A 13,683-nucleotide genomic window follows, 5' to 3' on the forward strand; every position below is an offset into this window, starting at 1 on the left:
ACATAGAGATTTCATTTCACCGACAGCTTCTTTACAAAAAAACCATTTCATGAAAAAAATTCTTTTTCTCTTGTGCTTTGCAGTAGCTGGAATGGCCTCAGCCACGGTCCCAGTTTTTCAATCAGCCACAGCTACATCTACTACGACAATTGATATCGTTTATGATATTAATATTGATTTTGGAACTACTGAGGCAGCATTTATTGCAGGACTTAATGCTGGAGGTGGGTTAGATAAAACAGGTGCCAGTGCCTCTATAACTGGGACAACAATAACTCTCACGCTTGTTGTACCTTTATCAGCGGACTATACAGCATCTGATCTTGCAATTTTAGTTGGTACAGTAAAAGATGATTCTAGTGCTGACCTAAATGCAGGTGTTTCTGGACAAAACATCGATGATGGCATTTCGCCAGAGTTGGTTAGTGCGGTGTTGACCTCATCTACGACGATAGATTTTACCTTCAGTGAGGATATTAATTATGTAACCTCAGATGCTAGTTTTTTAACGAGTGTATCAGCTGCAGGCTTGGATTTGACGGGTGCAAGTGTCACAGATCCGGCAGGCGCTAGTTCGGTGATTACATTGACTTTAGATGGAGCCCAAGCAGTAGGAACAGACTACACAGCTTCAACCTTAGTGATAGGATTAGGCGAAGTAGAAGATCAATCTCTGGCAGACAATGGGAATGCAGCGATCAGTGGAGGAAGCATTACAGATGGAGCAGACCCTGAATTTGTCAGTGCCGTAGCGACGACACCCACTACGATCGACATTACGTTTAGCGAGGATATCAATTATGTGACTTCAGATGCTAGCTTCTTAGCTAGTGTATCAGCCACAGGTTTAGATTTGACAGGAGCGAGTGCGAGTGATCCATTGGGAACTAATTCAGTAATTACGGTTACGTTAGCAGGACCGCAGGCGGTAGCTTCGGATTATTCAGCACCTGATCTCGTGATCGGAGCAGGCGAAGTAGAAGATGTCTCTGCAGGAACATTTCCTAATGCTGTAGTAGGTGGAACTATAGATGATGGAATTTCTCCTGAGTTGCTGAGTGCGGTGTTGACATCCTCAACGACGATAGACTTTACATTTAGTGAAGACATCAATTACGTCACATCGGATGCTAGCTTCTTAGCCAGTGTATCAGCTGCAGGCTTGGATTTGACTGGCGCGAGTGTCACGGATCCATTAGGCGCGAGTTCGGTGATCACCTTGACGTTAGCAGGCGCACAAGCAGTAGGAACGGACTATACAGCTTCAACCTTAGTGATAGGCGTAGGAGAAGTAGAAGATCAGTCGGTGGCGAACAATTCGAATGCGGCAATCAGTGGCGCGAGCATTACAGATGGAGCAGCCCCTGTAATAATTTCGGCAATAACTGGAGATACAGGAGGTACTGCTGGCGAAATTGATCAAATGACTGTTACATTTTCAGAAGATATCGATGGTGGTACTTTAGATACAGATGGTGGATCTGACGATTTTATTGTTACTGATGGAGCCTATACATATACCATTACTAGTGTGGCGGTCAATGGGACGGATGGAGCTACTATCACATTAACAGAACGAGGCTCACCGGATACGGGGGTTACACCTGACATAAACCTTGGAGTTTCTGATATTGAAGATCAAGCACCTTCAGATAATTCTTTGACTGTTGCTCAAGACTTTACTGCTACACAAGATGGCGCAGCACCCGTGCTTTATAACTTTACCTTACAGCCTACTAATTCATTCATAGAGGTAGTATATTCTGAACCAATTCAACAAGTTGGTACAGGAACACCTGTTTTAGGAGATTTCAATGAAAATCAGGCAAATGTTACCCCTTCTACTACGATTACTATTAATTCAATAACGGATGCTTTAGGAGATCCATTAACTGGACCAGAAGACACCATTCAATTTACGCTTACAGTTGGACCTGTCCCTTCTACGTATGATGCTGGAGACAATGTGGTTATTGATACAGACGGAACAACATTAGAAGATGCTGCAGGAAATCCTTTAGGGGATGGAGAAACTACTGGAGCAGTTCAAGTCAATGATGTAAACAATGTTGTAACCATTGTTGATGCAATTTGGGTTACGACTTCAGCTCCAGCAGATTTTGAAGGATACATTGAATTAGAATTTTCTGATGGTGTTTTTGGAAGTGCTTCGGATAAAGCAGTAAGACTGGCTAATTCTGATAATGGTATCTATGAGCAAGGGAATTGGACGGATGGATCTGCCTTATGTGATAATAATGACCAATTATGTGCAACGTATGCATCCAGTGGCTCATCTGCCTTTGTAAATTCAGATTCGAATAATGATATTGAACTAAGAGCTGGCGATAATGGATCGGGAGGTGCTACTGACGAAGACAAAGAAATAAGATTTAGCAATAACGATGCTAATAACATATCAAACTATGATGGAAGTAAGTATAGATTCTATTTAAATGATATAGATAACGGCCCATGGACAGGAGAAGAGACCTATACTTTTGGTCCTGCAAATGCCAGTTCAGGTAAAATTAATGGTCGCACAACAGCATCGACAATGCTTGGGTCATACACTTTCGTATTCACATTGCCGGATTTAACAATAAATGATTTTGATAACGCTACAGCAACTGCTTTGGATGTTGATGGAGACGGAAATATTGATGAAGTAGAAGTGGTGATGCCTGATGGTATTGAAGATGCCACAGTTACACTAGCTGATTTCCAATTCAATTCAATTGCTGCAGATGGGTTTGATACAGGAGCAACTCCTGATGATAATACGTTCAGACTTACATTCAGCTCCTATACGGGTACCGCTGTTGTTGGAAACTTAGTTTATACAGCAGGTACCCTGGAAGATGACGCTCAGGTAAATGCTTCTTACTTAGCTAGCGGAAACCTATATGATGGGGGAACCATTACTCCGGTCGATGGAGCTGGCCCTGTTATTAGAACTGCAACCACTTATGATACAGAAGCGACTCCTAATGGCACCATCGATGAGATTATCATAGAATTCTCTGAGGCATTTTCTGACATAGGCCCAATTGCAACCGGGAGCTTCACGATTCCAGGATTTAATGTATCAGGAGTATTAGTTGCATCTCCAAATGTTACTTTGACAGTGGATAGCACAGGTACTGAGTTTGATACCTACGTTACACCAAATATTACAGTAGCAGCTGCTATTTTGGAAGATCTGAGTGCAGGAGCTGCAGATAACCCTTTACAAACTTTTAGCACTACATCAGATGGAGCTGCAGCTTATTCAACAGTTGATGTCTTAGCAACAGCCAATCAAAATCCAGAAATAACAGGAGAAATTGATGATGTGAATGCGCAGATTCTACTCTCTGTGGGCGGAAATACCAAATCGGCTACCAATAACGCGAATGGAACCTGGACACTTCCAGCCGGTAGCTTGGATACACCCTTGCCAGTTGGAGCTACATATGATGTAATCCTTACCACGATTGATCCTTTTACAAATATCGGATCAGATGATTCATCGAATGAACTCACAATAAATGGAGGAGTTACGATTAGCCCTGCGCCACTTGAGTCACTTTGTACGGATGGTGTTTTCACGACTATAGGTGATATCACGCTTACAGAGACGGATGATGGGGGGATCATTAGTTCCGGAAATATTATTTTATCGCTCCCTCCAGGCTTTGAGTTCAATACATCCGTGCTTCCCACTTTTTCTGGAGCAGGGTATAATGATATAACGATCGACTTGGAGTCAGCCGTTGACGCTGAAGAAACTGAGTTTATCGGAACAGCATCCATAAGCATTGAGATTGATAATGATGGGAGCGCAGATGAAACCGATGTGATCATTATTAGCGGCTTGCAAGTAAGTGCTGTTGGATCTATCGCTCGGGCTGCAGATAACATGTATAGGAGTGGGGGTGATCTATCAATATCACTAGGTACTGATGTGTACGCTTCGTTTGAAAGCAATCTGGCACCTGCTGAAATCACATCAGTTGATGAAACAGTAAATACACTAAACGCAATTACAAGTTTAAATATTCGTTCAGGGATAAACTTCAACTTACAAGTTTCGGATGTTGGTCAGGATGAAGTTCGTTGGGATGAAATAGGAGTTGGTGCTGATCCTGATTATACGGCGGCAGCTGCACCCTTTGATGCTACAGCTGCTAATCTAGGCACTCCTGCAGTAGGATTACATACATACGCTGTTACAAATTTTGTGGCTGTAGATGTGTGTGAGAGCAGTCCTTTTGAATTTGAGCTCCTAATCTATTCGGATGATGACCCTACCATTGCAGGGATAGACAGCACTTTCATCAGTAAGTCTTATCTAGTCACGGATGATACGGATACGATTTACATTAGTAACCCTGCTGGACATACGGTTAATGTATCTGGCGCTGGTACTACAGTAACTAATCCTGGAGATTCACCTAATCCACTCTTAGTTATCTTCGATCCGGGAATAGCAGACGATGATGGAGCAGGAGGTGCACAAGCTCATACGATCACGTACTCAATTACAAATAATACAACAGGAGCTTCAACTACTGAATCTGTTGTTTTTACAGTAGAGCCAGAAACGGAAATATTTGTTTCTCCTTTACCTCCACCTACCCCTATTGCGAAGGAATATTGCTCTAATGAAGGCGGAGGAATCCTTGATCTTACTGTTGATTTTACAGGTTTTAATTCAGCTATTGGAATTCCACTTCCCCCAACTCCTCCAACTCCCCCGTATATAAATACGTTGTTTGTCAATGGGCTAAGGCATGGATTTACCGATTTTCCCTCTGGAGCTGGCATTGAAAATGGAACAGAAGGTCCAGGTGCTTTTCAATACAGGCTTAACATTAACGCTTTAAGCGTACCGTTAGGGGATTTTGAATCGGTCAGGTTTGAAAGAGAAATTGTTGAGCAGGTTGGTGTAATTCAGCGAAAAAGAGTTGATGCAGTTAACTACTTTATTTTTTACGGACTGCCAGACGTCTCTTTATCTAATATAGGAACAGTCTATTGCGAGGATGATGCAGTCTTTACCATTAATAGAAATCTGCAATATGTCCAGTCGGTAAATCAAACAGATCCTGATAATCCTATTCCTACTTTCGGGACAGAAAACAATCAAGCAATTACCAATGGATATATGTTATATAGATCTAATGATGGAGGGGCTACATACCCAACATTGTATGCGGATTTTACCGCAAGTGGTATATTAACTAATACGTTCGATCCAACCAATCCTGATCAAGACGCAAATATTGGCGAAGCAACCGACGTAGGATTTTTCAGAATTCAATACATGACTGAAACTCTTACACCGAGTAACTGCACAACAACCATCACGGTTGATTTAATTGTGAATGCGGACACACCTACACCTACACTAGATGCAGCGACAGCAGCAGGTGGTGGATCAACAGGGTTTGTCATCAATGCTTCTCCTGATCCGGGTATTGATTCTGATGAATATGTGCTAGAATATTGTGCTGGAACAGCATTGTTAACCATAGGTACAAATGCAGGCACAAATGTGAGATGGTATGATGAAAACTTAAATCCATTAGATGATATTGAAGATTTTGCTGTCGCTCCAGCAAATGAACTTGGAATAACTACCGTTGGTGGGGCTAATCGACTAACTGAACAATCGGTTATTTTCTATTTTTCTGAGATAGATGCTACTAATTGTGAATCTGACTTGAGAAAAGTGACATTGGAAGTATATGCCAATCCTGATAATCCAATTGTGTCTAATGCTGAAGCCACAGAAGTAGGAGCAAACAGTTATGAAATTGATTATTGTGATGGAGATACCTATTTGAACATAGACTTGGACGATTTATCGGGATTTACCAATGCCAATTATCTTGCGCGCTTGGATTATTATGCAGATATAAATGCTGACGTAGGATCTGCTACACCAACTTCATCAGTAGGAATAACCAGCTTGGGCCCCAATAGCTTTGTGAATATAAACGGTGGACCATTTGCGATTGGTGCTACAGGGGTTTATGTCTATCAAGTGTCGAGGAGAGAGAATACCAATGCGTCTTCAAGTTTTATTGGGTGTAGTGGTCTCTTAACGACTATTCGAATAAATGTAAACCCTGTAACAACTGCACCAACGGTCGCAGATGTTGTTTCACTTGGAGCAACCATTGTCCATGTATGTGAGGGTGGCGCATTTGCAGATATCAGGTTCCAAAGTACTGGAATAGATGAGTATGTTTTCTATGATACAGATGGTACAACAGAGATTGCCAGGATTGGAAACGGAGAGACCGTATCGCAGGGAGACATAGTATTGCAAGCCACCAATTCTGACTTTGATGTGGATGGAAACGGAGTTTTAGGATTTGGAACATATGATTTCCAATTGACAAGACTTACCGGATTCAATGACCGAACTGGTTTTATTGGCTGTGAGAGTGCTGCCATGACTTTTTCAATAGAAGTTCATGAGATATTAGAAGATGAAATACCGACTATTGTTTCTTCTGATTATACGGATTTAAATGTAGGTCCTGATACGTATCAATTTGCAGTGTGCCTTTCAGAGCTTCTTCCTGGATCAACGTTAACAGCGGCTTCACCTTTTGCAAACCCTAAAGAGTTTGTATGGTATGCTGTAGACGATATAACTGGCGCAAACCCTTCTGAATTACTGGTATCCACAGCGCCAACGTTTAATGATCTGGGTATGGGTATTGGGGATATTACAATCGCTCAATCCAAATTTTTTGAGGTGACGCAACGATTTGATACAGATGATTTTGCTCCTGGAGAAGCTTGTGAAATCCCGGCAGGGGCGATCATTCAGGTGACTTTCTCTGATCAGGATGCTATTGATATAGCAAATGTTGATGATGGAGATCAATTCTGTACATCAGACACAGATTTTACATTGGACCTTCAGGTAGATAATGGTGGTGGCTTTATGCCTGCTGCTTTTCAGGATATCATCGGATATGAAATAAGAAATGCAACTGATCTCTCATTGATTGATTCAGATTTTGATGCGGTCAATGGTGTAGGAAACCCAACCACAGACTTGAAAACATGGCATGAGGATGCAACGGGTAACATGAGAGACGCTGAGGGGAACATTGTAGGAGGTGATCCGAGCATGATTCAAATTACATTGACATATGAAGACCCTGCAGCTAATTGTATTCAAAATGTGGTGAATACAATCACAATCAATCCAGATCCTAATGTCTCTATTGCGCTAAATGGTGTTAACTCAAATGCTTTAGAGTTTTGCTACGATGATCCACCAGTGAGTATTGCGGGGTTTGATATAGATGATGCTGTTATAATTGCTTCAAATATTGGAAGTGGTAGTTTCTCTATAAATACGGGTGGTGGTTTGACGAATACCGGCAATAATTCAGCAGAATTTAACCCTAGAAATGCACATGATGTGTTCCATGGCGGGGCTTCTGGTACAACTCCTTTTGCATCGCAATCCGAACATAGAATTGCTTATTCATTTACGGATAATTTTGGATGTCAGCGTGATACAACATTATTTGTTTATGTAAATCCACGCCCTCAGATTGTAACAGGTACGATACAAGCTTCAAATTCCTGTGCGGTGGATAACATCGAGCTTTTTGTGGATATGTCTGATGACGAATCGAACTATACATTCTCATGGAGAGTAGGTGGTGCTACGATTGATAATAGTTCTGCTGAATTGACTGATTTGGACGGTAATATCTCGGATGCGTTCCTTACATATAATCTGGAAACAGTTTCAGGAAATTTCGGGGTAACTGTTACAAACAATACAACAGGCTGCCAAACGGCAATCAACCTTCAACAAATAACGGTAGGTGAGGCACCTGTTCCATCTCTTACCTGGGTAGGAACGACGGAAGGACGGACAACCTCATTCAGCTTGTCTGAAGATAATAATGCTCTCCCAGATGACAATATTGATAGTATAGGGGTGATTGTTGATGGGATACAGGAAGTTTCTATACTGGGAGCTAGTAATATTACCTTACCATATAGTTTTGATTATTCATTTCTTTCTAGTGGATCCTATACGGTTGAATATGGGATGAGAACAACTGCAGGTTGTAGAATAAATGGAACAAGGGAAGTATTGATTATTGATCATGTTACTGGATTGAGTCCTACAGCAGCTTATGCTGAAGATTTTGAAATAGATAACGGTGGATGGACTGTTGAAACATTATCCCTAGATGGGAAATCGAATATGCTGAGTACTTCATGGGAAAGGGGAATAGATATTCCTGATCTAGCCGGAGATGGTACCGCAAGTGGAAGCAATGCTTTTTATACCAATGGATATTTAGAATCAGAAGTATCATTTGTCTATTCGCCTTCATTTGACTTAAGAGCATTCAATGCGCCTACCATTAGTTTCTTGAGGTTAGAAGATTTTGAGACTTTTAGGGATGGAGTTGTGTTTCAAATGTCCATTGATGATGGAAGAAATTGGGTGAATGTAGGATCGTTCAATGCAGGCTTATCAGGTATTGGTCTAGCATCTACACCAGGATGGTACAATCGAGAGGCGATTACCAGTGCACCAGGATCAGTTTCTCCACCGGGAGCACCACTATCTTCTTCGAATAATAATCAGGGAATTGGTTGGGCAGAAAATAGTGATTGGGAAACAGCAATTTCTCCAATCAGTGTTCCTCCTACGGCACAGTATGCACGATTTAGATTTGCTCTTTCTGCTCAGGCAGGAACAAAGACAACACAAGGTTTTGGGTTTGATTTGGTTGAAATCTACGAACGAGATCAAGTGGTGTTAGTTGAACAATTTTCAACCACCTTACGTGAAGAAAGCAAGGCTGTTAACACTATTATCGATAATGAAAACATCTTTAACACTGGAGATGTTGTTCGAATCAACTACTTCACTGACTTTGCGAATAATGGAGATAGCCTTGATATCCTAAATCAACGAAATACGTCTGCTCCTGGCGCAAGAAGTTCTTTTTACGGTATTGAAGATGTTCCAAGTGTAGCGATTGCAGGAACACCAACGTTGATATCTGACGAAGATCAGTTCAATAGCCTTGCTGCGCAATTGACCAATGCAAAGTTAAATAACCCAGGATTTACTATCACGATCAATGCGTCTATTGATGATCAAAATGAATTGACAGTAGGAGCTGATTTTGAGGCTATTTCTGAGATAGGAAGTGATAATGCGAAACTCGGACTTTTTATCGCCATACTTGAGCCGATGATTATTATAGAAGGGGATGAAAATGCGATTGGTAGATATGTTGATGGAGATACCATTACCAATGTCATGCGGAGAATGCTACCTACTCCTGCAGGTCAATTTGAGGAAGGAGCAGTCGCAATTAGTGATGTTTTGAGTATTTCACCCATAACTTGGCCTGTGTCCAATATGTACACAAAGGATACCTTAGCAGTTGTGGCTTATGTACAGGATTTGACATCTAAGCTTATACTTCAATCGTCAATTTTAGGATTGAGTAATCCGAATGCAGAGCTTGCTTTAGGATTGAGTGATATCAAAGACTTTGTCCTTTATCCCAACCCGGCAGATAAAGAAGTTACCGTGGAGTTTGCGGATGGCATAGCTGAAGATACGGAATGGATCATCTATGATGGAGCAGGAAGAGAAGTATTGAAAGGGGAGGTATCCAGAGGCACCAGAACGATGACGGTTCAAACGGCTGATGTTCCTTCTGGAATGTACTTTATTCACCTATACGGGGAAGATAGAAAGCGTGAGGCTAAACGAATCATGATTGTTCATTAAAAAGATTGAGCAGTCTCATGAAAAAAGGTCCTTGCTGATTTTAGCAAGGACCTTTTTGTTTCCCATTTGTTTATTTGTGACTATTATACTACAATATTCACAATCTTTTTAGGCACCACGATCACTTTGCGAGGCTCCTTACCATCCATCCATTTTTGAATGATTTCATGAGCTAAGGCACCTTCTTCGACCTGTTCCTTGGTAGCATCTGCAGGAAAACTAATTTTGACTCTCATCTTACCATTCACTGAAACAGGGTATTCAATGGAATCTTCAACTAGGTACTTTTCCTCAAACGATGGATAGGCAGCATCTACCACTGAAGTAGCGTGTCCCAGTAAATGCCATAACTCTTCTGTAATATGTGGTGCGAAAGGAGAGAGTATGATACTCATTGGTTCAAGAATGCCTCGTTTATTACATTTCAAGGAAGACAGTTCATTCACTGCAATCATGAATGTACTGACCGATGTATTCAGAGAAAGTCTTTCAGCGTCTTCAGCTACTTTTTTGATGGTTCCATGAAGAACCTTCCATTCATCCTTTGTTGGTTCGTCATCTGAAATACTGAAGGCAGCATCCATATGGAATAAGGACCAGAATTTCCGTAGAAATTTATAAACCCCCTCTATACCATTCGTATTCCACGGTTTACTTTGTTCGATTGGGCCAAGAAACATTTCGTACATCCTCAAGGTGTCCGCTCCATATCGTTCTACGAGTTCATCGGGGTTTACCACATTGAACTTAGACTTGGACATTTTTTCCACTTCCCAACCACATTCATACTTTCCGTCTTCTAGAATGAATTCCGCATTGGCTGCATCAGGTCGCGAGCTTTTAAATGCTTCAATATCAAGGATATCGTCTTTTACAATATTGACATCTACATGAATGGGAGAGGTCTTGTATTGACTTTTCAACCCTTTGGAAACATATTTATTTTCTCCATTGATACGATATGCAAAATTAGAGCGCCCTTGAATCATCCCTTGATTCACTAACTTTTTCGCATACTCATCTACTTCGATGATCTCCATATCACAAAGAAATTTGGTCCAGAATCGTGAGTAGAGCAGGTGGCCAGTAGCATGTTCACTTCCACCCATGTAGAAGTCCACATCTTGCCAATAGTTCATGGCTTCTTTGCTACAAAACTCGTGATCATTATCCTGATCCATGTATCGGAAGAAATACCAACTACTGCCTGCCCAGCCAGGCATAGTGGAAAGTTCATAAGGTTGACCATTATGATTCCAATTTTCCGCACGACCTAACGGTGGATCGCCATCTTCGGTTGGAAGATATTCATTGATTTTGGGTAGGTCTAGTGGAAGTTCTTCATCCGGAACAAGCTTAGGAATGCCATCTTCATAGTATACAGGGATAGGCTCTCCCCAATATCGCTGACGACCGAAAATAGCATCTCGCAGTTTGAAGTTCACTTTGCGAACTCCAATACTTCTCTTTTCTACCTCTTCAATTCCTTGCTCCATCGCCTCAACTGGTGTAAGTCCATTGAGAAAATCAGAATTGATTATTTTTCCTTCTTTAGTAGGATCAGCTTCTGTATCTGTTAGTTTTTGTGCATCATTGATTAGAGGAATAGGTAGATCAAACTTCTTAGCAAAATCAAAATCTCGTTGATCACCACTTGGTACCGCCATTACAGCGCCTGTGCCATATCCTGCCAAAACATAGTCAGCTATCCAGATAGGAATTTTTTCACCATTGAATGGATGAATAGCATAACTTCCAGTAAAAGTCCCAGTTACATTTTTAGCATCACTCATTCGTTCACGTTCTGATCGATTCTTAGCAATGCTGATGTATTCTTCTATTTTTTTCTTCTGATCCTTTGTTGTAAGACCTGTAACTAGCTCACTTTCTGGAGCTAGAACTAAGAATGATACGCCATAAATGGTGTCAATTCGAGTGGTGAATACCGTGATTTTTTGATCAGACCCTTCAACTTTAAAATCGATATCTGCACCATAGGATTTTCCAATCCAATTTCGTTGCATCTCTTTGATGGGCTCTGGCCAATCTATTTTATCCAAACCGGAAAGCAATCGATCAGCATAAGCTGTAATACGCATGCTCCATTGAGGCATATTCTTTTTAACAACTGGGTGACCACCTCGTTCTGAAAACCCATCTTTCACCTCATCATTGGAAAGAACGGTACCTAGTGCAGGACACCAATTTACTGTTGTTTCAGCCTGATAAGTCAGCCGATATTTTAATAAAAAAAGCTGCTGCTCTTTCTCAGAATAGTTGTTCCATTTCTTCGCTGATATAGTTGGGGTGTCTAAATCGCAAGCTGCATCAATGTGGATGTTCCCATTTTTTTCCAAGTGAGAAGTCAAGCTGTCTATATGTTCTGCACGATCGGTTTCATTATTATACCAGCTATTGTATATCAGCTTGAATATCCATTGAGTCCATTTATAAAACTTTGGATCGCTTGTTCTTAATTCTCTAGACCAGTCATAGGAAAAACCTAATGCTTTGAGTTGTTCTTTATATCTATCAATGTTTTCATCTGTGGTAATGGCTGGGTGTTGACCTGTTTGAATAGCATATTGTTCTGCTGGCAAACCAAAACTATCAAAGCCCATAGGGTGTAAGACATTATACCCATTAAGCCTTTTAAACCGTGCAACAATATCTGATGCTATGTATCCTAACGGATGACCTACATGAAGCCCTGCGCCAGATGGATAGGGAAACATATCGAGGATATAGTATTTTGGTTTATTGGATTGATTAGAGACTTCATATATCTTCTCCTCAGTCCAATATTTTTGCCATTTTTGTTCTATATCTTGAAAATTGTATTCCGCCATTATACTTGAGAATTTTAAAGCTCGCAAAGGTAAAAGAAGCAAAGTAGAAATTGGTTTACATTTTGGGAAACCCTTGAATCTTTTAGCTGTCATTATAACAAAACAGACTCAATAAAATAAGGATGAAAAAACTGATGATGATAACGATGCTGGGTGTATTAGCATCTTTTACAATAAATGCTCAAGAAAGTGACTCTACAAAAACGGAGACAAAGCAGATTCCTGCTGATACGATTCCTAAACCTTCAGTAAAATCGGAGAACGAAGATGAAAAGCCCAAGATCATTTACTACCAGAGCACAGAGCCTGAACGTAAGAAAAGACGAAGACAAGACATTAAGACATTGAGTGGTTCCATGAGCCATAGTGGAGGCTTTGGAGCTTTATCTTTTCGAACCACCAAATTTCGAGATGAAGCAATGGTATTGGGCGGCCTAAGAGGAGGGTGGATCATAAACAGAACACTTGGAATAGGCTTTGAAGGTCATGGGATCATTCCAACAGCAAAGTTTGATGACATTGAAGCTGGACGTGAGGTTAATATTTTAGGAGGATATGGAGGGATGTTTTTAGAACTAATTTTCTTCTCAAATGAAGTAGTTCACTTTACATTTCCTGTTTCAGGTGGAGCAGGCTGGTTAGGCTATCATAGAATAAATGAAGATAATACCGTCCCAGGACCATTGGAAAAGGAAGTGGATAGCGACGTTTTCTGGTATGTGGAACCGGGCGCTAACCTAGAGTTTAATATCAGTCGAAACTTTCGTCTAGCTATGGGGGTAAGTAAACGATTCAGTCAGGATTTAGAATTGATAAATACAGAGACTGATGCATTTGATGAACTCAATTATTTCATTACACTCAAGATAGGAGGATTTTAACGCCCAGCTGTAGAACAAAAAAGCCCCTTCCTTCTCAGGTTGGGGCTTTCATCATCGATTCGGTTAGGTCTAATCGAATTTCTTCTAAAACTAGTTTTAGTTTTTAGTCATTTATCACACAGTGATAGTTGAGATAGTACTGCAATTTAATTGATATAATATT

3 protein-coding genes are annotated in these 13,683 nt (G+C 40.8%); 2 read left to right on the forward strand and 1 reads right to left on the reverse strand.

What is annotated here, in order from left to right; genetic code table 11:
• Positions 1–49: 49 nt before the first annotated feature.
• Complete coding sequence (locus ABJQ32_00050; GenBank protein ID MEP5288002.1) at positions 50–9,790, forward strand: T9SS type A sorting domain-containing protein; 9,741 nt, start codon at positions 50–52, stop codon at positions 9,788–9,790.
• Positions 9,791–9,873: 83 nt separating this feature from the next.
• Here ABJQ32_00050 and leuS read toward each other — a convergent pair whose 3' ends face one another.
• Positions 9,874–12,639 carry a leucine--tRNA ligase gene (gene leuS, locus ABJQ32_00055; GenBank protein MEP5288003.1) on the reverse strand — a complete coding sequence of 922 codons (2,766 nt, stop codon included), beginning with the start codon at positions 12,637–12,639 and terminating at the stop codon, positions 9,874–9,876.
• A gap of 122 nt (positions 12,640–12,761) precedes the next feature.
• Here leuS and ABJQ32_00060 point away from each other — a divergent pair, with 122 nt between their 5' ends.
• The gene (locus tag ABJQ32_00060; protein MEP5288004.1) at positions 12,762–13,520 is read left to right on the forward strand and encodes a hypothetical protein; all 759 of its coding nucleotides are present in this window, start codon (positions 12,762–12,764) and stop codon (positions 13,518–13,520) included.
• Positions 13,521–13,683 lie beyond the last annotated feature (163 nt).

The organism is Marinobacter alexandrii (assembly GCA_039984955.1).
GTDB lineage: Bacteria > Bacteroidota > Bacteroidia > Cytophagales > Cyclobacteriaceae > Ekhidna.

Coding starts and splice junctions, on each gene's coding strand:
- ABJQ32_00050 (MEP5288002.1), top strand. CDS start 50: ATGAAAAAAATTCTTTTTCTCTTGTGCTTTGCAGTAGCTGGAATGGCC.
- leuS (MEP5288003.1), bottom strand. CDS start 12,639: ATGGCGGAATACAATTTTCAAGATATAGAACAAAAATGGCAAAAATAT.
- ABJQ32_00060 (MEP5288004.1), top strand. CDS start 12,762: ATGAAAAAACTGATGATGATAACGATGCTGGGTGTATTAGCATCTTTT.